Origin of the sequence: Zhongshania antarctica, from assembly GCF_014202945.1 — a bacterium.
In the GTDB taxonomy this organism is placed as follows: Bacteria; Pseudomonadota; Gammaproteobacteria; order Pseudomonadales; family Spongiibacteraceae; genus Spongiibacter; species Spongiibacter antarcticus.
The window spans coordinates 369,343-393,339 of record NZ_JACHHW010000005.1 but is presented as its reverse complement, the minus strand read 5'-3'; the positions used below and the strand labels follow the sequence as shown (position 1 = coordinate 393,339).

The window sequence follows — 23,997 nt, the reverse complement described above, 5'->3', positions numbered from 1 at the left end:
ATTGTCCTGTAAATTTAGCGTAATAGGCTGAGTAATCAATGCCGGCCAATAAGCAGTAAATGCCTGGCTTCCTCGACTGAGGGCACTGATAGTGTGTGCGAATGTTCGACGATAAAGTGTTTTGGAAGCTGACTCAACTCCGCTTCAGGAAAAATCCCTTTCATGGCGTAGAGCTTGCCGTCTGAACTGAGCAAAGCTTCGCAGCCCGTTACCATATCTTTTAGCGAGGCAAAGGCACGCGAGACGATACCATCAAATAGCCTATCACTCTTAAATTGTTCGACGCGCTCGGTATGAACACTGATGTTTGTCAATTTCAGCTGCATTTGGGCTTCAATAAGAAACCGGGTTTTTTTGCCATTGCTGTCGAGTAGCGAAAATTGCTTGTCTGGAAACAAGATGGCTAGTGGGATGCCCGGTAAACCGGCACCGGTACCCACATCCAAACAATGTGTTGCCGCCATGTATGGAGCGATACTCAAGCTATCGAGAATATGGCGAATAACCATCTGCTCTGGATCACGTATGGCCGTTAAGTTATAGGCCTTATTCCATTTGTGGAGTAAGGCGACATAGCGTAACAGCAATGCTTGCTGTGAGTCAGTAACGGTCAAACCGAGGGTATCAATACCTGCTGCCAGGGTCTTTTCTAAAACATCCACTCAGGCTGATTTCCTGTCCAACAATCCACGTTTCTTTAAATAAATTAATAGCAAAGACACAGCAGCTGGCGTTACACCAGGTATCCGCGATGCCTGAGCCAGGGTTTGCGGCCGAGTATTGCCTAGCTTCTGCTTCACTTCGTTCGAGAGCCCTTCGATGATGCTGTAATCAAAGTCCAGCGGTAAACACGTGTCTTCGTAACGGCGCAAGCGATCAATTTCTAGCTGTTGGCGGTCGATATAACCGGCGTATTTCACACCAATTTCAATTTGTTCCGCAATTTGCTCGTCAACAATTCCTATTGTTCCGTGCGCAAAGGGGGCGAGATCGACGTATTTCAATTCCGGCCGCTTGAGTAAATCAAGCAAGTTGTATTCGTGACTTAAAGGCTTATCGATTTTTTCGGCCAAAATGGCTGCTTCGCTGCTGCCTGGTTGTACCCAGCAATCTGCCAAGCGCTGACGCTCTATCTCAATATTTTCGCGTTTTGCAGAAAATGCGGCCCAGCGGGTGTCATCGACCAAGCCGAGTTCACGGCCCTTCTCGGTTAAACGAAGATCTGCGTTATCTTCCCGTAATAACAAACGGTATTCGGCGCGTGAGGTGAACATTCGGTAGGGTTCTTTGGTACCCATGGTGATTAAATCATCGACTAAAACGCCGATATAAGCCTCATCGCGACGGGGACACCAGGCGTCTTTGCCTTGCGCGAGAAGCGATGCATTGGCGCCTGCCAATAGTCCTTGTGCGGCCGCTTCTTCGTAACCGGTAGTGCCATTGATTTGACCGGCAAAAAATAAGCCTTTAACAAACTTGGTTTCCAGGGAATATTTTAAATCCCGTGGCTCAAAATAATCGTATTCAATCGCGTAACCAGGCCGGGTCATGTGGGCATTTTCAAAGCCCTTGATTGAACGAACTAAATTTAATTGGACGTCAAAAGGCAAACTGGTGGATATGCCATTTGGGTAGAGTTCGTGAGTGTTTAAACCTTCAGGCTCTATAAATATCTGATGTCCGGTTTTGTCAGCAAAGCGATGTACTTTGTCTTCAATTGAAGGGCAATAACGCGGACCAATACCTTCAATAACCCCAGTGTACATAGGCGAGCGATCTAAACCACCGCGAATGATTTCATGGGTGCGCTCGTTGGTGTGGCTTATCCAACAACACACTTGCTCAGGGTGTTGATTGCGATTACCCAGATAGGACATGACTGGTCGCGGGTTGTCGCCCCACTGGGCTTCAAGGCCCTCAAAATTAACGGTTTTTGCATCAATTCGAGGAGGTGTGCCGGTTTTCAGGCGATCAACTCGAAATGGCAATTCCCGCAAACGTGACGCCAGGGCTAAAGATGGCGGGTCGCCAGCACGACCACCACTGTGGTTATCGAGGCCAATATGAATTTTTCCGCCTAGGAATGTACCTGCAGTCAGTACAACGCTGTTAGCGAAAAAGCGCAGGCCAATATTGGTGACTACACCCTGAACTTGGTCATTTTCAACAATAAGATCGTCTACAGCTTGCTGGAAAATAGCGAGATTTTCTTGGTTTTCTAAAATGGTGCGTATCGCGGCTTTGTATAAAACCCGATCTGCTTGCGCGCGAGTTGCTCGTACCGCAGGTCCTTTACGGGCATTTAAAACCCGAAATTGTATGCCGCCAAGGTCGGTCGCTTTTGCCATTGCACCACCGAGGGCATCAATCTCTTTGACGAGATGACTTTTGCCAATGCCGCCAATTGCGGGGTTACATGACATTTGGCCCAGAGTTTCAATGTTGTGAGTCAGTAGTAGTGTAGTTGAGCCCATACGTGCTGCGGCAAGGGCAGCCTCTGTGCCAGCGTGACCACCACCTATGACAATGACATCGAAACGTTGCGGATAATCCACGAAACACCTAATTCCAAGAAAATGAGAAGAGGCGAAATTATACGGGTATCCCTGAGACCTGCAATGAATTGGTGAATATTTAATCAATGCATTAGTTAATAAATATTTATGTATATATATATGTCATATATCTTATGTTCTTTATTCTAAATACTGTTATTAAGAAGCGCTATTTTGTTGATAACTATTGTAACTTACTGATATTGAAGAATATTAATAGATGATAAGTAGGTGTTTTATCCACAGAGAGCTTGTCAGGATCATGGGGAGGGCTTGTGGGTGAAATGTGGATAACTTTCCCTTTTTTGGGAGCCTGTGAATAATGACGCTTATTCAGGTCTTTTATCCACACTCTCAGATAGGCTTGTCCCAAGGCTTTTGCTCAGCCAGAAGGATATTTTTTCTTTTAAATTTGTCAGCGATACCGGTTTACTAAGGAAATCGTTCATCCCAACACGAAAACAGTAGTCACTATCGTCCTTAAAATTATTCGCTGTGAGGGCTATAATGGGGGTTTGACGATGTTGGCTAAGGTTTCTAATTGCTTGAGTTGCCTCAAAACCGTCCATGATCGGCATTTGGAGATCCATTAAGATGATGTCAAAGTGCTGTTTTTCGACAGCAATGAGCGCTTCAACGCCATTATTCGCAGTAACAGTGGTCATGCCCCAGCGCCGTAGGATCTTGCTGACAAGGAGTTGGTTAACGGGGTTATCTTCTACTATAAGCACTGCTTTACCGACCAATATCGTTTCGTCTTGCTGCGTGTGGTGCTCTAAATTACAGCCTACTTGGTAGGTGCATGACCATCGGACAGTAAATGTAGAGCCTGTATTTTCAGCGCTTGTTAGGAGTATGTCGGCGTTCATTAAGTCGCAGAGTCGGCGGACGATGGCTAGGCCGAGCCCTGAACCGCCGTAGCGTCTACGGTGGCTACCATCGGCCTGGCGGAAGCTATCAAAGATGATCTGCTGATCTTTTTCACTAATACCTATCCCAGTGTCGCTCACGTTCAACTCCAAAATAGCCCGGTTGGAACTGAGCTCCTTGGCGTTTAAGGTAATAGCGACATTTCCTTGCTGGGTAAATTTAACGGCGTTAGCGACCAGATTGAGCAGTATTTGCCGAATGCGAACGTCATCGCCTAACACGCTAATACCGTTTAACTGGGGGTCTATATATGTTGTGAACTCTAGCCCCTTCTTTTTTGCCTCATAACTGAGCGGTGTGAGGAGATTGTTGAAAATAGCGCTAATATCAAAGTAATTTTCCTGAAGCTGTAGTTCGCCTTTTTCAATTTCAGAAAAATCGAGAATATTATTGACGATGTTTAGTAGCAGCTCGCTCGATTCCCTTGCAATAAGCAAGTAATGGTTTTGTTCGCCGTTTAACTTGGTATTAGAGAGTAATTGCATCATTCCGAGAGCGCCATTTAGTGGCGTTCGCAATTCATGGGTCATAGTGGCTAAGAATTGGCTTTTTGCTGAGTTGGCTTTATCTGCCTCCTCTTTTGCCAGGAATAGATTTTGTAAATTGTCTTTTAGTTCCTGTTGCTGCTTTTCTATACTTTTAGCCATGTTATTTACATGACTCTGCAATTCTCCTAGCTCACCGGGCTTTATATTTCTGATCTGCTTATAGAAATTCCCTGCTGTAATATTTTTTGTGAGGGTATTTATTTCTGCTAGTGGTCGTGAAAATCGTCGACTGATGAACCACGCAAAGCAAATGCATACTAAGATGGAAATGAATGCAATAAAGCTCGATACCTTGATGATTTGCTTTTGTAGCTTTTGTAGCTTGTCGCGGGATTGCTTGATACTAACTGTTCCAATTTGTTTTTCTGTTATATCGCTAATATTTTCTCCTGTTATTGAGTCCTCTAAAGGAATGCTATGCTGGATAATAGGAACAGTTATTTCCTTGTGTTCACTACTATTATTTTGGTTGTTATTTAGAACGAGATGATGTCCTGATTCGGCATTAAATATTGTAATAGAGGTGATGTCGCTGTCTAAGGCTGAGGCCATAATATCCAATAGCTGAGAGTCGTTTCCGCTGATAATTGCGAGTTCACTCACCGCTGCAATATTTTCTGCGATACGTGTAGCCAATTCATTTTGGCTTTGAACGGCGTCATTTAGTCGTGCGAATAAGGAATAGCCAAATAGCGCCAAAAAGAGAATGAGTGCTGGGCTGAGAACAGCAATAAGTATTTGCTTAAATATTGTATTTGTTTTGAAATAATGACTGATATTCATTTTTTCAGTCATCCTTCATTTCTTTGAGAAGCTGCTGTTCGCTGGAAATCATTATGCCCAATGATTCTGCAACATTTTTATTTATTTTAACGATGAAGTTTTTAGGGTATTTAGACTCCGGTAGGCTATTGGTTTCAATATATTCCTCCATCATAATCATTAACTCATCAATATATTGATCTGAACTAGTTGCCACGGATGCTAATGCCCCAGCAGTTACAAAACCTTCATTAGGGCCAATCACGGCAGTTTGATGTCGATAACTACTTAGTAAAATAGAGCGAATAGTTTGCGAGTTGTAAATTTTACTTTCGGGAGTGGCGAGTAGTACGTCGCTATTTTGGATTATTTTATTTACAGCTCTAATATCATTGCTTTCGGTTTTTACGATTAAAAATTCCAAATTATTAAAATTTTTAGATTCGTTCATTAATAATATTTTATAAAATTCGTTGTGGTAAGGTATGCCAATAATTATTTTTTTGTCAAATATGTGAGATAAAAGTAGTAGCTGTCTATGAATTGGCTGATCTGAAAATAACGCTGTGCTTTTTTTAAAATTTTTATTTTTAAAGTTTAGCGAGTTTACGTAAAAAGCGAACTTTGCTGAGTAGCTGTCAGTATCCATAAGAGGTAGCAGTTTGTCGGAAACTATAATAAGTAGGTCGCCGCGATTATCTTCTCGAGGTAATACGTTTATGTAGGTTTTTATATTAAATGAGTTACTTTTCGATAATTTTTTAGAGATGTATTCAAGTTCTGCTGTTTCTGTAGGCAATATTAGGTCAACCACTGGCTTGTTAATTTGACTAAAGGCCTGTGGTATTAAAATAAATAAAAATAAAATTCCATAGAGTAACTTTTTCAAGAGGTATCCTTTACCCTTGTTTTAATTAGTAACGCAATGTTAAAGATACTAATTGTCGAAATTTATTACTGTAAATATTATCGCTGAGTAATTCACTGTCGTCGTCGTGACGATATTGTCCTGCATAGCGTAATTCGATTTCACTTTTTCGAAGGTTTATAATTTTTTTAACCATAATATCGGTTCTGGAGTATTTATTACCTGATGTTCCTATTTCTTTCGAAAAATATTTTGATATTGAAATTTGCAGGTCTGGCTTGTATTTGTAGCTCAGGAGGAGGCTCGCAGAATTTCTAGGTGTGAAGCTGGTTTCTGTATTGGTATTTGACTCGTCGGTGATATACGCGTAATTGGCGTGAATAAGCCATTGGTGGTGCGGCCGGTAATCGATCTCTGTTTCGATTCCGCGTTGCTTTAGGTAGCTATCATTAACGGGGTTGAATCGAGCGAGCGATATAGAATTAGATATTAGCTGGTCTAATTGGTCGCTAAAGATTTTTACGTCCCATTGTAAGTGTATGGTGTTAAAATTTCCGTAATAGCCTATTTCCCTTGATTGTATTAACTCGGGTTTTAGGTTTTGGTTTCCTTTCGCCGTTTGAAGTAAAGTTGCTGTGGTAGGACCGCCATTATTGGGTCTTACATTGCGGCCGGTGTAGGTCCAGTTGGCTGAGGTTTCTAATAGATCTGGGGTTCTTATCGCTTCGGAGTAAATAAATCGTAGGCTATTGTTTTTATTTACGTGATAGTGAAAGGACACACGTGGAGAGAAATTTTTTCCTATGTCTTCCTGGTATTCATAAGACCCGCCGCTGTTTATCGTAAATTTTTCGGATAATTTCTTCTCTAAATTATAAAAAAATTGATAGTTATTACTTTTAAGCGTTCCACCGTAGTATGTTTCTGAGCTTACTCTCGATTGTTTTAGGTGGACTCCCGCAACGCTCGTTAGGCTTTTGTTCCATATATAGGTATCTTGAAAGTCAATATCGTGGCGATTAACTTGCACGTCTTCGTTGGCATCGACAAGTATTAAATCGGCTGGATTTTGATTTAAGTTAGTATAGTAAGGCGGAATTTCTGCGGTCCAGCGATGGATTTTCTGTTGACCAGAAAAATCATATTGGAATTTAAGTTGATGGAATACCGAGAGCTCATTGTCGATTCTTGTCGAAAAATAGTAATCATCAACAAGGGTATCTGGTGATGTTACATCGACATCAGAATAGTCATCGGTAACACGCCCTTCCTTATAACCTAGGTTTAGACTGTAGCTGGTGCTATTTATCTGGCGCTCGTAGCGTGTATTAATGAGCTGCAGGGTTTTGCTGTCTAATCGTTCTTGGCCGTTACTTTTTATATCAAAGCCGTCGTCATGGCGACTTGCTACGGTAACGCGGTAATGGCCACCGTGGTATTCGCCTGCGTGACTGACTCGGTAGTTTTCGGTATGTTCTGAACCTCGTTCGGCGGTAGCTTCTAAGTGCGCAATATCCGCTGGGTGGCGTGTAATAATATTTATGACACCGAGAAAGGCATTGGCGCCGTAACTAGCGGTTGCCGGACCGCGCACGACCTCGATGCGTTCAATGTCTTTTATTGTGATAGGAATATCGTTCCAATCAACGGTTGCCAATCCAGCTTGATAGACTGAGCGACCATCGATTAATACTTGCATGCGCCTTGAGTCGCGGTAATTGCTGCCGTGATAACTAACGACATAATTCCAACCGTCGCGCGCACCGACAGAGGTGCCGGGAATAAGTCGGAATAATTCGGGTATTTCCCGTAGGCCCGATGCTTCTATCATGTCGCGGTCAATAACACTCACGCTGGCTGGCACATCGCTGCGATTTTGCTTCAGGCGCGCAGGAGTCAACACGATTGGCAATTCTTCATTTTTCAGGAAGCTTGCTTGTAGGGGCATTGCTAGGCTTAGTATTACGATACCGAGCAGGGCATACTGATATTTACGTGCACTGTACATCCGCTAACCTTAGTTTTTTTAGACGGTATTCAGTGTAGCGTTAATAGGGGGATTTTGACTATTGCTTGTCGCTGATCAGGCGTTTATTTGCCAATACAAAAGCTGGAAAAGATTCGACCGAGTAGATCGTCCGAACTAAATTCGCCAGTGATCTCTGCCAGGGCTTGTTGGGCTATTCTTAGTTCTTCAGCCAATAATTCCCCCGCATTGTAATTAAGCAGTTGCTGCTCTCCCGTATGTATATGCTCACGACCGAGGTTTAGGGCTTCTATGTGGCGCCGTCGAGCGATAAACGGTGTATCGCCGTCGTTATAGCCAACGCAGGATTTTAGGTGCTCACGAAGGAGATCAATACCTTTGGCGTGTTTTGCTGATAGGTATATCCGTGCTATTTCACTATTATCGATTGCTACTTGATGGCCTGATAGGTCGCACTTATTGTAGATGATACTGAGTTTTTGTTGGTCGATAAAAGGCTGTAATTCGCTGGGTATAGCGTCGCTTTCATCTTCAGCAGTTTGGCTATCTATAACGAGTAGGATGCGGTCTGCATTGGCTATTTCGGTCCAGGCTCGCTTGATGCCCTCTTGTTCTACTAAATCTTCGCTGTCGCGCAAACCAGCGGTATCAATGATGTGCAGGGGCATGCCATCTATGAGGATGTTTTCTCTGAGAACATCTCGAGTGGTGCCCGCGATATTGGTGACGATAGCTGATTCTCTGCCAGCGAGCGCATTTAAAAGGCTGGATTTACCGGCATTGGGCCTGCCGGCGATGACAACCGTCATGCCTTCGCGGAGGATGCTGCCTTGTTTGGCTGAGGCGAAAACGCGCTCAAGATTATGTTTTATGTTGCTGAGTTCGTTGGCGACTCGGCCATCGCTAATGAAATCGATTTCCTCTTCAGGGAAGTCGATTGCGGCTTCAACATAGATACGAAGCTGGGTAATGGCCTCTACTAGCTGGTTTATCTCTTTGCTGAATTCACCTTCTAAGGACCGTACGGCCTGACGGGCCGCTTGTTCTGATGCGCTGTCGATTAAGTCGGCGATTGCTTCTGCCTGGGCGAGGTCAATTTTGTTATTGAGGAACGCTCGCTCTGAAAACTCGCCCGGCCTTGCCATTCTGGCGCCAGCTTTGATGACTTCACGCAGCAGGCAATCAAGAATAATTGGGCCACCGTGACCTTGCAGCTCAAGCACGTCTTCGCCAGTAAAGGAGTTTGGGCCAGGGAAATAAAGCGCGATGCCTTGATCTAGACTGCGCGGGCCGTCATCGCTAGCTTCATAAAAACTACCGTAGTGGGCGTAGCGCGGTTTTAGGTCTGCTTTGCCAAGTAGGCGGTGGCCAATTTCTTGGGCTTGAGGGCCAGATACCCTAACAATGCCCACACCACCCTTTCCGGGCGGCGTGGCGATTGCGGCAATCGTATCTTGATAGCTCGTTTGCATAGCGGCTATCAGCGGGTGGGTAGCCCACTCTTCTCAATACGTTTGGTAATAAAATACTGCTGAATAATCGATAAGGTGTTGTTAACCACCCAGTACAAGACTAAGCCTGCGGGGAAGAAGAGGAAGAAAAAGGTAAATACCACCGGCATCCACTGCATGATTTTAGCTTGCATTGGGTCTGGTGGCGGCGGATTGAGGCGCTGCTGAATGAACATGGACACGCCCATCACTAAAGGCAAAATGAAATAAGGGTCCATTGCCGATAAATCGTCAATCCACAAAATGAACGGCGCGTGGCGGAGCTCAATGCTTTCCATTAAGACCCAGTATAGGGCCATAAATACCGGCATTTGCACGACCATTGGTAAGCAGCCGCCAAGAGGGTTTATTTTCTCAGTTTTATAAAGCTCCATCATGGCCTGCGACTGCTTTTGGCGATCGTCGGCATAGCGCTCTTTAAGTTCTACCAGCTTTGGCTGAACTTTGCGCATATTGGCCATTGAGGTAAAGGCTTTGGCATTAAGCTGGAAAAAGGCGGCTTTTACTAACATGGTTAAGCCAATAATAGCGAAACCCCAGTTGCCAAGCACACCGTGAATTTTGGTAAGTAGCCAGAATAAGGGCTGCGCAATCCACCACAGGAAGCCGTAGTCTACGGTTAACTCTAAGCCGGGTGAGATTTCTTCTAAGCGATACTGATCTTTTGGGCCAGTATAAAAAGACGCGGCGACACTGCCTTGGCTGTGGGCTTCAACGGTAACTGCAGCGCTGGTAACCCGAGCGATGTTTATACCCTGTTTGGTGACAATGGTGCTGAGTTCGTTAACGCTTTCAGGGTTGGGTACCCATGCACTTAAGAAATAGTGTTGGATAATGCCGATCCAACCGCCATTAACAGCGGTCTTCAATGGCTTGTCTTGCATTTTACCGAAGGCCAATTTGGTGTATTTGTCTTCATTGTCGGCATAAGCGACGCCCATAAAGGGCTTCATCGCAAACATGCCGCCTTCACCGTCAACGCTAGGGTCGGTGCTATTGCCCCGCTTTAACTGACCGAAGAAGCTTGCCTGAAATGCTGAATCGCTTTGGTTGTCGATCAGGTATTCAATTTTAATCAGGTATTCACCACGCTTGAAATGGAAGCGCTTGACGATGTTGATTTGATCGCTGTATTGATAATGAAGATCAACATTAATGGATTCACCACCGTCTGCTAACTGGTAGCTGTCGGTGTTGGCAATAAATTGTGGACGGCCCTTAGAAGTATCCGTCGCATTTTGACCAATTAAGCCGCTTTGCGCGATGTAATCGCGGGTGTCATTGCTTTCGAGAATAACAAAAGGCTCGTCTGATTCCAGATTAGCCGTGTAAGCAGGTAAACCAGCGTAGACAATATCGCCGCCATGCAGATCGATCTTAATATTTAGGACGTCAGTGCTGACTGTTATGAAACCGCTGCTGTTGTTGGCGGTTGGCGCTAAGCTGTTGTTTTCGGTATTTTGATTGAGAATCGGTAGATCGCTATCACCAGTGCTCGTTACCGGTGATGCGGTCTTATTCGCCGCGGCGGAGCTGGCAATTACGGTTTCTGGCCCCTCAAAATTTTTCCACTCAATCAATAACATAAAAGAGAGGGCAGCGATGGCGGCGATAAGGAGATAGCGCTGAATATCAATCATTGCTTGAATGCCTTGAAAGTTTGAGTTCGGTTGGATGACAGTGGCAGGATGGTACAGGATCGTAGCCGCCGCGGCTAAAGGGGTGGCAGCGAAGCAGACGTTTAATACCTAAATAGCCCCCACGGAGTGCGCCGTGGTGCTTTATCGCGTCGATGGCGTAACTGGAGCAGCTGGGATAAAAACGACAGTGCGGAGCCATCAGCGGACTGATAAACCGGCGGTAGAACGAAATGCAGGCGATAAGCAACCGCTGCATAGTATTTAACCCTCTCGCTGACGGAAGCGCTTTTCAGCTCGTTTTTCTAATTGCAGCCAAAGCTGATTACAGATTTCTTGCATTTGGGTGTTATCAAGCTGGTCAAGACCACGTCGAGCTAGCACGATGACATCTATACCCTTCAAATTAGCTTGATTATGCCTGAAGGTTTCTCTGACGTTGCGCTTTACCCTGTTGCGCTGAACGGACAAGCGCACATTTTTCTTCGCAATCACTAAACCCAGTCGCGGTCGATCCAGATTGTTCTTCCGCGCTAAAAACAATATTTCAGCAGAAGAAACTTTCAGGCGCGACTCATCAAACACCGCTTGGTATTCGCTGGCGTTTAGCAGGCGCAGTGCTTTTTCAAATTGAAAATTCACTGCGTTGCCAGTGATATTACAGGTCTAAAATTTAAGCTGACAGTACCGCGCGGCCTTTAGCGCGACGGCGGTTGATCAGCTTACGGCCGTTTTTGGTAGCCATGCGTGCACGAAAACCGTGGTTACGGGCTTTTTTCAGATTGCTTGGTTGAAATGTTCTTTTGCTCATGATCTCTGACCTTGACTAAATTAGCCGACTTACGCAGTCGGCGCTGTTTGAGTTTGTAAGCCCAATACAGCGAAAAATCGGATCGCGAATTTTAGTGGACATTAGACTTAATAGCAATGCTTTGTCGTGGTTGGCGCGATGCTTTTGGATATTTATTGTTTTAATAGTTGAGCACAACTTGTTCAGAGTTTATCCACAGTGGTTTTGTGTAGTTATCCACAGAGTGGGTAATTGGGTGGTTTTTTGTTGGAAGTGCCTTGCTTGCTACTTATCGTATTGAATAGGAAGGAGTTTTTCTTGAGGTGCGAAATAATATTTATGATATTGTGTGGATAACTTTGTTTGTGAGGGGTAGAATACCAGCTCATAAAATTCGCTTTATTTGTTGCAATAGCTAAGCCTGTACAATGCCGATGCACCTAGATATTTGCTGCTAATAAAAACCTAAAAGCGGTTTTTTGCCTTTTCTATACTATTTTGGAGAACAGCGTTGTCGGAAGCTACTTGGCAGAAATGTATTGCACATTTGCAAGACGAATTGCCAGCGCAGCAATTTAACACCTGGATTAGGCCATTACAGGTTGAGCTTGCTGGCGATCTGATTTCGCTCTCTGCGCCTAACCGCTTTGTCAGAGATTGGGTGAACGACCGTTTTTTTGCGCGCATTATTGAGCTAGTCGCAGAATTGTCCCCCGCTGATCGTAAAATGGGCGTTGAGCTGGGGGTTATAGATCGTCAGTCCGCCCAGTCACGCAATACGGCCGTTCGTCAAAATGCGCCGTTATCTGCTCAGCCGTTTATCCAGGGCGCCCACGTTGTCGGCGGTTATTCGCCAGATTCGCGACAAAGCCCCCCGAGTGTTTCTGCGCATCAGCAGCATCAACAGCCAGACTCCAGTATAGCGAGACCTCAAGCGCCGGCGATTATTACTTCGTCGCAAAATATAGGTGGTCAGCGGCAAGTAGAAGTTGAGGGCGGTATACGGCACCAGAGCTCGCTAATGGAGGGTTATACCTTCGATACGTTTGTTGAGGGTAAGTCGAATCAATTGGCTCGAGCAGCAGCCAGCCAAGTAGCTAGTAACCCTGGTCGGGGCTATAACCCATTGTTCCTGTATGGCGGTGTGGGTTTAGGGAAAACCCATTTGATGCATGCGGTTGGTAACTCGCTGATGCAGCAAAACCCGAATGCCAAGGTCGTTTATTTGCATTCGGAGCGCTTTGTGGCCGATATGGTGAAGGCCCTGCAATTGAATGCAATAAATGAATTTAAACGTTATTACCGTTCGGTAGATGCATTATTAATAGACGATATTCAGTTTTTTTCCGGCAAAGACCGCTCGCAAGAAGAGTTTTTCCACACGTTTAACGCCTTGTTAGAAGGTGGTCAGCAAATGATATTGACCTGCGACCGTTACCCCAAAGAGATTAAGGGCCTAGAGGAACGCCTTAAATCTCGTTTTGGCTGGGGGCTTACGGTGGCGGTAGAGCCGCCTGAATTAGAAACCCGTGTGGCGATACTAATGAAAAAGGCGGAACAGGATAAGACTGACTTGCCGTCAGACGCCGCGTTTTTTATTGCCCAGCGCGTAAGGTCTAATGTGCGGGAGCTCGAGGGCGTGCTTAAGCGCGTTATCGCGAGTTCGCGATTTATGGCTAAGCCTATTGATATTCCTTTAATCAAAGAATCGTTGAAAGATTTATTGGCGCTGCAAGACAAGCAAGTGAGCTTGGATAATATTCAGCGCACCGTCGCTGAGTATTACAAAATTAAAATGGCGGACTTAATGTCCAAGCGTCGGAGTCGCTCGGTTGCGCGGCCTAGGCAGGTTGCTATGGCGCTGTCTAAAGAATTAACAAACCACAGTCTTCCTGAAATTGGTGAGGGCTTTGGTGGTCGGGATCACACGACCGTCTTGCATGCATGCAGAAAGATCAAAGAACTTCGGGAAACCGACGGCGATATGAGAGAAGATTATCAAAATTTGATCCGCCTGCTTACAAGCTGATGTCTTAAAGTGGCTTTATATAATAAAGTAATACAATGGTCGGGTGTTTTTGGTGGGAAGTCGTTTTAAGGCCACCAACCTTGAGATTTATTATAAAGAACAGGAACCGAAAGCATGAAATTTTCGATTTCGCGGGAAGCGTTGATTAAGCCCCTAAATTTAGTTGCTGGTGTAGTTGAACGCCGTCAAACACTACCCATTCTGGCGAATGTTCAGCTGGTTTTAGCGGGTCAAGAGTTGGCGCTTACGGGGACCGATCTCGAGGTTGAGCTTATTGGTCGGGTTCAGTTGCCTGAAGGCGCGATACAAAGCCTTGGTGAAATCACCATACCAGCGAAAAAGCTGGTAGATATTTGTAAAGCGCTCCCCGACGGCTCTGATATTAGTCTGCAGCTAGACGATCAAAAGTTAATTATAAAGTCCGGGCGTAGCCGTTTTCAGCTCTCTACCCTCCCCGCAAATGACTTTCCCAGTGTAGATCAAGCGAAGGGTGGTCAGGTATTTAAGTTAAAACAAGGGGAGTTAAAGCGTTTAATTGAGCGCACTAGCTTCGCAATGGCACAGCAGGACGTCCGTTATTATTTAAACGGCATGTTATTCGAGCTCACCAATGGACAGTTGCGCTTAGTTGCTACCGATGGCCACCGCTTGGCGATGGCGACCTATGTCGGCGATATTAACGTAGAGCAAGGCGCCCAGGTTATTGTTCCGCGCAAGGGGGTAGTGGAATTAGCGCGTTTATTGATTAATGAAGAGGAAGAGGCTGAAGTTATCGTCGGTAGTAATCATATTCGTGTTATTACGAAAGATTTTACCTTTACCTCTAAGCTTATTGACGGCAAGTTTCCAGATTATGAGCGAGTTTTGCCTCGCGGTAGTACTAAGGTGGTCTTGGGTTCGCGCGCGGATCTGCGTCAGGCGTTTGCAAGAACGGCGATACTTTCAAATGAGAAGTACCGTGGTATTCGGATGTTGCTAAGCAATGGTGAGCTTCGGATCGTTGCCAATAACCCTGAGCAAGAGGAGGCTGAGGAAACCGTTGCAGTTGACTATCAAGGTGAAAATCTTGAAATTGGCTTTAACGTAAGCTATTTGCTGGATGTGCTGTCGGCAATTCACGGGGAGACCGCCCAGTTCTCGCTTTCTGACGCTAATAGCTCGGCGTTGGTTGAGGAGTCCGATGGCAGCGATTGTCAGTACGTTGTGATGCCTATGCGGCTTTAAGTGAGGCCTATTGTTCTCTCGTTGCACCGTGATATTTTATCTGCCGCTTTCATTAAAAAGGGGCGCTGTAAGCGCCCTACCCTTCCCTTTCGTATGAAATTCTCGTCTTTGGTGTTGATTTAAGTGCGTATACGTAAACTCAACATTCATAGTTTTAGAAATTTAAAATCGACCAGTTTGATCGATTTCCAGGATTTCAATTTTATACACGGTCTAAATGGTAGTGGGAAGACGAGTATATTGGAGGCCATACACACCTTGGCGCTCACTCGCTCCTTTCGTTCTCGAAAGATGCAAACCGTTATTTCATTTGATCAAGACGCCTTAACAGTTCGCGGGGAATTTGATGCAGTTGGGCGTAGTCTTAATAGTGCTCAACAACCGGCAGAAGGTATCTCCTCGATAGGTGTGCGGCGATCTCGACAGGATTTAGTTCTTGTTAAGGTTAATGGAGAGAGGCTTGGGTCGGTAGGTCAGTTGGCCGGGGTGCTTCCTGTTCAAGTTATTAATCCCGGGAGTTTTGAGTTACTCGAAGGGAGTCCCGGTGTGCGGCGACAATTCCTAGACTGGGGTGTGTTCCACGTGAAACATTCAGGGTTTTTTGAGTTGTGGCCGCGGTATAGGAAGGCGCTACAACAGCGTAATTCTCTGCTCAGACGTGGTAATATAGATGCTGCAGCACTTGCGCCTTGGGATGCTGAGCTGTCGACGACAGCGGCGCTTATCACGGCTGCGCGGCTGCGTCATTTTGATGAGTTAGCGATAGCCTTTGATGGCGTATATCGCCAACTTTTGCGTAACAGTGCGATCTTTTCAGGTCTGGATGATTTGATGCCAGATTCAATGCCCGCGCTGAGTTTAGAGTTCTTTGGCGGATGGAAGGATTGTGAAGTACGTGGCTATACCGAGGTATTGAAAGAGGAAGTGGCTCAAGACCTCCGCGCGGGTTTTACTCGTAATGGACCACATCGCGCAGATATCGATTTAAAGTGCGGCAAACTCAGGGCTGGGGAGGTTTTGTCTCGAGGGCAGATTAAGACCATCGTTTGTGCGCTAAAGTTGGCGCAATCAAAAGTACTGTTGGATCAAGGTATTTCAACAGTGTTTTTGATTGACGACTTGGCGGCAGAGCTCGATGAGGGGCGGTGTAGAGCCGTTTTTTCCGAGCTGGTAGATTTAGATGTTCAGGTGTTTGCGACAGCTGTAAAGAAGTCAGACCTGCATAATGATTGGTGTCGCGACAAGCCCTTGAAAAGGTTTCACGTGGAACATGGCGTTGTAACGCCGTTAATGTAATTAAGGTTATAAGTTCGTTAATCGAGGTGTGTCAGGTTAAATACAGATGGTGTTTAGCTTGGTGAAAGAAATTGGCAGTCTGTGCTGCAGTACAACAATAAGTTCTCGCCTGCTCGTCAGGCGTAAGAGGTTTTATAAATGACTGAGAATAAAGCTTACGATTCTTCAAGTATCAAAGTACTTAAAGGCTTGGATGCAGTAAGGAAACGCCCTGGTATGTATATCGGGGACACAGACGACGGGTCAGGCTTGCACCACATGGTGTTTGAGGTCGTGGATAACTCAATTGATGAAGCGTTAGCGGGTCATTGCAGTAAAATTCGCGTGGTAATTCATGCCGATGAGTCTATCTCGGTATCGGATGACGGCCGTGGAATTCCCACGGAGATGCACGATGAAGGCGTTACCGCCGCAGAAGTCATCATGACGGTGCTTCATGCCGGTGGTAAATTTGACGATAACACCTATAAAGTCTCTGGTGGTTTGCACGGTGTGGGTGTCTCCGTTGTAAATGCGCTCTCTGAAGAGCTGATGCTGACGATTCGTCGTGGCGGAAAAGTACATGAGCAGCTGTATAAGCACGGTGTTCCCCAAGAGCCACTGAAAGTTATTGGTGATACGGAAAGAACCGGTACTGAAATTCGCTTTAAACCATCGGCCGCTACCTTTACGAATATTGAATTCCATTTTGATATTTTGGCTAAACGAATTCGAGAGCTGGCCTTCCTTAACTCTGGCATTAAGATAGAGTTACTTGATGAGCGGGACGGTAAGACAGAAAGCTTTTGCTATGAGGGCGGACTAAGCGCCTTTGTGGAATACCTGAATACGAATAAAACACCTGTTAATAAAGTATTCCACTTCACTACAGAGCAAGACGGCGTCGTGGTAGAAGTGGCGTTACAGTGGAATGATGGCTTCCAGGAAAACCTCTACTGCTTTACCAACAACATTCCCCAGCGTGATGGTGGCACCCATTTGGCGGGCTTTCGCGCGGGTTTAACCAGAAACTTGAACACCTATATTGAACGCGAAGGCTTGGCTAAAAAGGCTAAAGTTGCGACTACTGGTGATGATGCACGTGAAGGCCTTACCGCTGTTGTGTCAGTTAAAGTTCCTGATCCTAAGTTTTCGTCACAAACCAAAGACAAGCTCGTGTCCAGCGAAGTAAAAACCATTGTTGAGCAAGCGATGACGGCTAAATTTGGTGATTTCCTTATGGAAAGCCCCAACGAAGCCAAATTGATTGTACAGAAAATGATGGACGCCGCACGGGCTCGCGAAGCTGCGCGTAAGGCACGTGAAATGACGCGTCGTAAGGGCGCACTGGATATCGCAGGCTTACCGGGTAAATTGGCAGACTGCCAAGAAAAAGACCCTGCCCTCTCCGAACTGTATCTGGTCGAGGGTGATTCGGCGGGTGGCTCAGCAAAACAGGGGCGTGATCGCCGCACCCAGGCGATATTACCGCTTAAAGGTAAGATATTGAACGTAGAAAAAGCGCGTTTCGATAAAATGATCTCTTCTGTCGAAGTCGGTACTATCGTTACCGCATTGGGCTGCGGTATCGGCAAGGACGAGTTTAATCTCGAGAAGCTGCGTTACCACAGTATTATTATCATGACCGACGCTGACGTCGATGGGTCTCACATCCGTACCCTCTTGCTTACGTTCTTTTTTAGACAAATGCCGTCTTTAATAGAAAATGGCCATATCTTTATTGCTCAGCCACCGCTATTTAAAATTGGTCGGGGAAAACAGCATCAATATTTAAAAGATGAGCCGGCATTCGCAAATTATTTAACACAGAATGCACTTGAAGGCGCGGCCCTTTATGTGAACCCCGAGGCAGCGCCCATTGGCGGCGCAGGCTTAGAGGAGCTAATTACACAGTATCGTAAAATCGATGGCATTATTAAGCGTCTATCACGTTTGTATCCAGCTGGTATATTGCGAGAACTTACCTATCTCCCCCGTTTAGCTGTTGAAGATTTAGCTGATCGCGCAGTGGTCGCAAAATGGTGCGAGGGTTTGGCCGAAGTGACGGTTGAACTGGAGCAGAAAGACCAGCAGCACCGCTATGATGTTCGAATCATGGAGGATCCAGAGCTGCATATCTTCTTGCCAGGTGTGGATATTATTTCTCATGGTGTAAGTGATCACTATCTCTTGGGGCGTGATTTCTTCAAGTCCGCCGACTATCAAGCGATTCTTGGCTTGGGAGAAAGTATTAATGGTCTACTCGAAGAAGGTGCCTATATTCAGCGTGGTGAAAAGCGTCTTGAAGTCACCGAGTTTGATGAGGTGATAACGTGGCTTATGGCGCAGGCTGAACGCGGACTCAATGTTCAACGCTATAAAGGCTTGGGTGAAATGAACCCCGAGCAATTGTGGGAAACTACCATGGACCCGGATGCGCGGCGTATGTTGCGGGTGACTATTGAAGATGCTGTTGCAGCAGATCAGATATTTACGACCCTTATGGGTGACCATGTTGAGCCACGTCGTGAGTTTATCGAAACCAATGCCTTAAAGGTGGCTAACCTCGATATATAAAACCGTCTTAAAGCCCAACCTGTTCTTAGGTTGGGCTTTAGCGCTAGCCCTTTCTCATTTACTTCCCTTTATTCGCTATTGAATCCCTTGTCGTTTTTTTAGAAGGGTGACGTTTAAGCTTGTCACCGCGGCGGCATTTTTGCGCATTGGCCCTCAATCCAGTTCTCTACTTCTAGAGTGAGTTCGCGGCTTTCGCGATCTGTACTGGGAATTGCGTCGCCAATCACTAGTGTGACTGTCCCCGGGCGAATTAGCAGGCTTTTGGTAGGCCAAACCAAGCCACCGTTATGTGCGATCGGTAAAACCGGTACACCAGCGGCAATAGCTATACTAGCGCCACTGCGGGCGTAGTGGCCGCGAACTCCGGGCAAGGTGCGGGTGCCTTCAGGAAAAATTAGCAGGCTATAATTGTTTCTTAGGCGGCTTAAACCCTTGGCGTTAAGTTCCCTCATAGCGGAGCGCGGATTGCTGCGATCTATGCCTATGGCATTCATAAAGCGCAGTGCCCAACCAAAAAAAGGAATGCTCAAGAGTTCGCGCTTCACCACGGTAGCAACGGGGAATAGGCACCACTGTAGGTAAAACGTCTCCCACTGGCTTTGGTGTTTGGCCATGGCGACGAATGGGCGATCTGACGGTAAGCTGCCATGTACTTCGGTTTTTACACCGCAGCAGACCCTCAGTAAAAAGATAATGGCGGCATTTCCTAAAACAAAATAGCGACCGCGTATGTGGAAGGGTAAAAACCATGTAAAAAGTATACCGCTCAGGCTTATAAAAATAGTGACTAAGCCTAAGCCAAGAAAAAACAGCGCCGAACGTATCGCGCAGAGTGCATTTGCTAAAAGCGTCATTAAAAATTCTGTCCTTAAGCTGCAAAATACCCGGTTCGACTAGCCCCCCACCCAAGAAAATAACGGGGCTACACGTTTTACTTACTTGCGACTAGCTGGGATATATCTGCCACCTCAAGAAATAAGCCCTGTAGCTGCGTGAGCAACGCTAAACGGTTATTTTTTAAGGCGGGGTCCTCAGCGTTCACCATAACTTTGTCAAAAAAGTCATCGACGGCGGCTTGTAAGCCAGCGAGCGACTTTAAGCCTTCCTCAAAGCGTGCCGCAGCAAAGAGTGGCGCGACAATGGCATGCTGTTCATTGAGCTGCTGCGCGAGAGTTTGCTCCGCCGCCTCCACCAATAATTTGGTGTCGATTTGGCCTGGCAGCTGCCCTTCCGCCTTGGCCAAGATATTGGACACGCGTTTGTTGGCGGCGGCAAGTGCAGCGGCCTCGGGTAGTTTGGTGAAGGCCTGCACCGCATTAACACGCTGATCAATATCCAGAGGCTTGCTCAGTTGCTTTGCGCTGACCGCCATAAACACTTCGGCGGTGATGCCGTTGTCTTCGTAGCCCGCTTTTAAGCGCTCGAGAATATAATTGAGAACGGTAGCGCTGAGCTTATCGCTGGCGCTAATCGTTTGGTGTTGTGCAATGGCTAGATCGATTAAGTGCTTTAAATCGAGATCGTGTTGATTTTCAGTAATCAGTCTTAAGACGCCGAGCGATGCGCGTCGCAGTGCAAAGGGGTCTTTGGAGCCAGTGGGAATTTGACCAATACCAAAAATACCGCAGATGGTATCAAGCCGGTCTGCGAGGGCTACAACAGTACCCGTGAGCGTTGTTGGTAAGGTGTCGCCGGCAAAGCGCGGCATATACTGCTCGTTCATTGCTAGGGCAACGTCGTTGGCTTCACCGTCGTTCCGTGCGTAGTAGTAGCCGGCGATACCTTGCAGGTCGTCGAACTCAAGTACCATCTCGGTGACAAGATCGCTTTTGCACAGCGTGGCTGCCCGCACCGCGTTACTGGGATCTTTGTTAAGGAGTTTGGCTATCGCTGCGCTCAATGCGGCAACACGTTCAGTTTTATCAAAGATCGTACCGAGCTTTGCTTGAAAAACAATATTGCGCAGACGCTCGCGACGACTTTCAAGGCTGATTTTACAATCTGTTTCAAAGAAGAAAGCGGCGTCGCTTAGACGGGGACGTATAACACGTTCGTTGCCGTCAATAACCTTCTGCGGATCGCGGCTTTCAATATTCGCCACGGTTATAAAGTTCGGCATAAGGTCGCCGTTAGTATTTACAACATGAAAATATTTTTGGTGCTCTTTCATCGAGGAGATAAGCGCTTCTGGTGGCACTTTCAAAAAGCGATCTTCAAAGCTTCCCGCTAAGGCCACTGGCCATTCAACTAGGGAGGTTACTTCATCTAAGAGTTTGGGGTCGATGACGGCGTTACCGCCCAAGCTCTCACCCAAGGCAATGACTTGTTGGCGGATGCCTTGTTGACGAACATCGTAATCAGCAATGACTTTACCCTGCTCGCGCAAAATAGTTTCATAGTCGGCCGCGTTGTTGATATATAACGCTTCATTGCAATGGAAGCGATGCCCACGGGTGAGTCTGTCGGCGTGCAAGTCAAAAATAGTTTCCGCGATAGCCTCGTCACCGTAAACAATACACAGCCAGTGGATAGGCCTAACAAACTCGGCACGTGAAGAACCCCAGCGCATGCGCTTCGCAATAGGCAGGCTCGCCAGCGCGGTGCTGATGAGTTCGCCAAGAATGTCTTTACTCATAGCACCGCTAACGCGACTGCGATAGCAAAGCTTGTCCTGTTTACCATCATTGGCAATATGGCTTTGCAGCTCATCACTATTGAGCTGATTTTTCTTTGCGAAGGCAATTGCGGCATTGGTTGGCTTGCCGGCTGCGTCAAAGGCGACTTTCGCCGGTGGCCCCCAAATCTCAATTTCACGGTCCGGCGCGCGCTCTGCCAAGTCGCTAATTAACACGGCCAAACGACGTGGTGTGGCGAAGCTCTTTAAATGTGTAAAGCCTAATTCTTTACTGGCGAGCTGCGTAGAAATACTCTCGCTGAACGCCGCGGACAGGGTTTTTAAAGCTTTTGGCGGCAGTTCTTCTGTACCAATTTCGATTAATAGATCGCGTGCGCTCATTATTTTTTCTCCTCGGCGGCAGCTAGTACTTCGTCGCGCAGATGCGCCGGGGCAAGTGGGAAACCAAGTTTTTGACGAGCATCAAAATAAGCTTGGGCAACGGCGCGGGCTAAGCTTCGCACTCTTAGGATGAAACGCTGGCGCTCGGTAACAGAAATTGCATGGCGGGCATCTAAGAGGTTAAAGGCATGGGAAGCTTTCATAACCATTTCATATGCCGGTAAGGGCAGCCCTTTTTCTATCAGGCGCTCGCTTTCGGCTTCACAGTGGTCAAATTGCGCAAACAACTGTTCTACATCGGCCTCTTCAAAATTAAAGTGCGACATCTCCACTTCGTTTTGGTGGAAAACATCACCGTAGGTAACGTCCCCCGCAGGCCCTTTGGTCCATACCAAATCGTAAATACTGTCCACGCCCTGCAGGTACATAGCAATGCGCTCTAGGCCATAGGTGATCTCGCCGCTGACGGGATAGCACTCGAGACCGCCAACTTGTTGGAAATAGGTAAACTGGGTGACTTCCATACCGTTTAGCCACACTTCCCAACCCAAGCCCCAGGCACCGAGGGTTGGCGATTCCCAGTTGTCTTCAACAAAGCGAATGTCGTGCACTTGGGGGTCTATGCCAAGCATTTTCAGGGAGTCTAAATACAAATCCTGAATATTGGCTGGCGAGGGTTTCATAATCACCTGGAACTGATAATAGTGCTGCAGGCGATTGGGGTTGGTGCCGTAACGGCCGTCTGTGGGACGACGACAGGGCTGAACATAGGCGGCATTCCATGTCTCAGGGCCAATAGCGCGTAAAAAGGTGGCGGGATGAAAGGTGCCCGCACCGACTTCCATGTCCAGCGGCTGTAATAACACACAGCCATGCTCGGCCCAGTATTGTTGCAATGCCAAGATTAGCCCTTGAAAGGTGCTGACGTCTGCCTTGCTCACGGTCTTCCCCATTAAATAAACAAAGACAGGAATTATACAGAGTTGCGAGGCTGTGGGCTAAGGCTAAGGATGATTCTAGCCGACGGCCATACCGACTTGTTATGATCGGCCCTTAGATTTAATAGGAATGATGGCAATGGCAAAATTTATAGGCGCATTTTTGGGCTTTTTAATGGGCGGCCCACTGTTTGCGCTCTTGGGCTTTGGTGTCGGGGTGATGTTTGATCGCGGCCTGAAACAAGCCATGGGCTTTAATTATGGCGCCGAACGTGAACGTATACAGGGCGTGTTGTTTGAAACCGTCTTTAGGGTGATGGGCCATGTGGCAAAGGCCGATGGCCGAGTGTGTGAATCTGAAGTGGCTCAGGCTGAAGCCATTATCGCCCAGTTTGGCTTGACTGGGGCACGGCGTCAGGAGGCGATTACCCTATTTAAAGAAGGCAGCGCCGACGAATTTGAATTAGAACCGCAAATATCCGATTTTATGTTGGTGGCGAGAACCCAGCCTTTGCTGCGGCAAATGTTGCTGGAAGCCTTATTGACGATGGCCTTGGCTGACGGCGAAGTTGATTCAGCTGAAAAAACAATTTTATTGCGGGTTGCTGGCTATCTCGGCGTGTCAGCACGGGACTTTCAGCGTTTACTGGATATGGCGATGGCCCAGCGTCAGTTTCACGGTCGTGGCGCTGGTGGTCAGCAATCGGCGCGCAGCAGCGCCAGTGAATTACAGGCGGCTTACAAGGCGATTGGGGTAACGGAGGTAATGACCGATGCTGAAATAAAGCGCGCCTACCGAAAATTGATGAGCCAGCACCATCCTGACAAATTGATTGCCAAGGGCGTGCCGGAAGATATGATGAAAATTGCGACTGAAAAAGCCCAAGAGATTCAGGCGGCTTACGAGCTGATTAAAGACAGCCGCAAGCACTAGCGACAAAGACAAAGCGCAGCTAATTTAGCTGCGCTACAGGCTGATATTTAAGCTTGGGCCGCAAGTGGGCTAACATTGCTGGGGGTGGCGTCGCTGTCGATTTCGCTCAGCGCCTCTACCCTACCTTTACACGCTTGCATTACCGCCTCTTTGTTTTTGGACAGAAAAATACCAAACTCTTCTGCCTGGGCCTCATCAACACTCGGTATATGCTGTTGCAGTAAGGCGGCGAAACCTTCTGCCAATTCCAGCATTTTGTCATAGGCGTCAGCGTCTTTTTTGTTGTCAAACATACTATTGTCCCTATCACACATCCACTTCGCTACTACCGCCATACTCCACCTCGTTTACTTGTTGAACGGTATTTATCGGTTATTTGATACTGTATATAAATACAGCTGTTGATGCAAGTACGT

19 protein-coding genes are annotated in these 23,997 nt (G+C 46.7%); 5 read left to right on the top strand and 14 right to left on the bottom strand.

Features of this window, described 5'->3' with window-relative positions; translation table 11 throughout:
• Window positions 1-35: 35 nt before the first annotated feature.
• From rsmG to rpmH, 10 genes are all read right to left on the bottom strand, one after another.
• Window positions 36-662, bottom strand: a complete 627-nt coding sequence (gene rsmG, locus HNQ57_RS11060; RefSeq protein WP_184462958.1) for a 16S rRNA (guanine(527)-N(7))-methyltransferase RsmG — start codon at window positions 660-662, stop codon at window positions 36-38.
• Window positions 663-2,555, bottom strand: coding sequence for a tRNA uridine-5-carboxymethylaminomethyl(34) synthesis enzyme MnmG (mnmG, locus tag HNQ57_RS11055; protein ID WP_184462956.1), 1,893 nt, complete (start codon window positions 2,553-2,555; stop codon window positions 663-665).
• A gap of 329 nt (window positions 2,556-2,884) precedes the next feature.
• A complete protein-coding gene (locus HNQ57_RS11050) occupies window positions 2,885-4,828 on the bottom strand; it encodes a response regulator (protein ID WP_184462954.1) in 1,944 nt (647 codons plus the stop codon).
• Window positions 4,821-5,684 (bottom strand): hypothetical protein, encoded by an 864-nt coding sequence (locus HNQ57_RS11045; RefSeq protein ID WP_184462952.1) that lies wholly within the window; start codon window positions 5,682-5,684, stop codon window positions 4,821-4,823. The genes HNQ57_RS11050 and HNQ57_RS11045 overlap by 8 nt, the downstream gene beginning before the upstream one ends.
• Before the next feature lie 25 nt (window positions 5,685-5,709).
• Window positions 5,710-7,671, bottom strand: a complete 1,962-nt coding sequence (locus HNQ57_RS11040) for a TonB-dependent receptor plug domain-containing protein (RefSeq protein ID WP_184462950.1) — start codon at window positions 7,669-7,671, stop codon at window positions 5,710-5,712.
• 83 nt (window positions 7,672-7,754) lie between these two features.
• Entirely contained in the window at window positions 7,755-9,122 is a 1,368-nt protein-coding gene (gene mnmE, locus HNQ57_RS11035) for a tRNA uridine-5-carboxymethylaminomethyl(34) synthesis GTPase MnmE (protein ID WP_184462948.1), read from the bottom strand.
• A gap of 8 nt (window positions 9,123-9,130) precedes the next feature.
• Complete coding sequence (gene yidC, locus HNQ57_RS11030; protein ID WP_184462946.1) at window positions 9,131-10,801, bottom strand: membrane protein insertase YidC; 1,671 nt, start codon at window positions 10,799-10,801, stop codon at window positions 9,131-9,133.
• Window positions 10,794-11,057, bottom strand: coding sequence for a membrane protein insertion efficiency factor YidD (gene yidD, locus HNQ57_RS11025; protein WP_184462944.1), 264 nt, complete (start codon window positions 11,055-11,057; stop codon window positions 10,794-10,796). Before yidD ends, yidC begins: the two co-directional genes overlap by 8 nt.
• Window positions 11,058-11,062: 5 nt before the next feature.
• Window positions 11,063-11,440, bottom strand: coding sequence for a ribonuclease P protein component (rnpA, locus tag HNQ57_RS11020; protein WP_184462942.1), 378 nt, complete (start codon window positions 11,438-11,440; stop codon window positions 11,063-11,065).
• Window positions 11,441-11,471: 31 nt separating this feature from the next.
• Window positions 11,472-11,609 (bottom strand): 50S ribosomal protein L34, encoded by a 138-nt coding sequence (gene rpmH / locus HNQ57_RS11015; RefSeq protein WP_008253103.1) that lies wholly within the window; start codon window positions 11,607-11,609, stop codon window positions 11,472-11,474.
• A gap of 490 nt (window positions 11,610-12,099) precedes the next feature.
• Between rpmH and dnaA the strand changes: the two genes are divergently transcribed.
• The 4 genes from dnaA (at window position 12,100) to gyrB (ending at window position 18,693) form a co-directional block, all read left to right on the top strand.
• Window positions 12,100-13,617, top strand: coding sequence for a chromosomal replication initiator protein DnaA (gene dnaA, locus HNQ57_RS11010; protein ID WP_184462940.1), 1,518 nt, complete (start codon window positions 12,100-12,102; stop codon window positions 13,615-13,617).
• A 114-nt stretch (window positions 13,618-13,731) separates the two neighbouring features.
• On the top strand, window positions 13,732-14,841 hold the full coding sequence (gene dnaN, locus HNQ57_RS11005; protein WP_184462938.1) for a DNA polymerase III subunit beta: 1,110 nt from the start codon (window positions 13,732-13,734) through the stop codon (window positions 14,839-14,841).
• Window positions 14,842-14,964: 123 nt separating this feature from the next.
• Window positions 14,965-16,137 (top strand): DNA replication/repair protein RecF, encoded by a 1,173-nt coding sequence (gene recF / locus HNQ57_RS11000; RefSeq protein WP_184462936.1) that lies wholly within the window; start codon window positions 14,965-14,967, stop codon window positions 16,135-16,137.
• A gap of 138 nt (window positions 16,138-16,275) precedes the next feature.
• Window positions 16,276-18,693 carry a DNA topoisomerase (ATP-hydrolyzing) subunit B gene (gyrB, locus tag HNQ57_RS10995; RefSeq protein WP_184462934.1) on the top strand — a complete coding sequence of 806 codons (2,418 nt, stop codon included), beginning with the start codon at window positions 16,276-16,278 and terminating at the stop codon, window positions 18,691-18,693.
• A 122-nt stretch (window positions 18,694-18,815) separates the two neighbouring features.
• Here the strand turns inward: gyrB and HNQ57_RS10990 are convergent, their stop codons facing one another.
• From HNQ57_RS10990 to glyQ, 3 genes are all read right to left on the bottom strand, one after another.
• Window positions 18,816-19,547: a lysophospholipid acyltransferase family protein gene (locus HNQ57_RS10990; protein WP_184462932.1), complete on the bottom strand. Its 732-nt coding sequence runs from the start codon at window positions 19,545-19,547 to the stop codon at window positions 18,816-18,818.
• Window positions 19,548-19,624: 77 nt separating this feature from the next.
• On the bottom strand, window positions 19,625-21,709 hold the full coding sequence (gene glyS, locus HNQ57_RS10985; RefSeq protein ID WP_184462930.1) for a glycine--tRNA ligase subunit beta: 2,085 nt from the start codon (window positions 21,707-21,709) through the stop codon (window positions 19,625-19,627).
• A complete protein-coding gene (glyQ, locus tag HNQ57_RS10980) occupies window positions 21,709-22,650 on the bottom strand; it encodes a glycine--tRNA ligase subunit alpha (protein WP_184462928.1) in 942 nt (313 codons plus the stop codon). Before glyQ ends, glyS begins: the two co-directional genes overlap by 1 nt.
• 136 nt (window positions 22,651-22,786) lie before the next feature.
• Here glyQ and djlA point away from each other — a divergent pair, with 136 nt between their 5' ends.
• Window positions 22,787-23,581 (top strand): co-chaperone DjlA, encoded by a 795-nt coding sequence (gene djlA / locus HNQ57_RS10975; RefSeq protein ID WP_184462926.1) that lies wholly within the window; start codon window positions 22,787-22,789, stop codon window positions 23,579-23,581.
• Between the two features lie 47 nt (window positions 23,582-23,628).
• On the opposite strand, the gene HNQ57_RS10970 is transcribed toward djlA, so the two are convergent.
• The gene (locus HNQ57_RS10970) at window positions 23,629-23,916 is read right to left on the bottom strand and encodes a YebG family protein (RefSeq protein WP_184462924.1); all 288 of its coding nucleotides are present in this window, start codon (window positions 23,914-23,916) and stop codon (window positions 23,629-23,631) included.
• Window positions 23,917-23,997 lie beyond the last annotated feature (81 nt).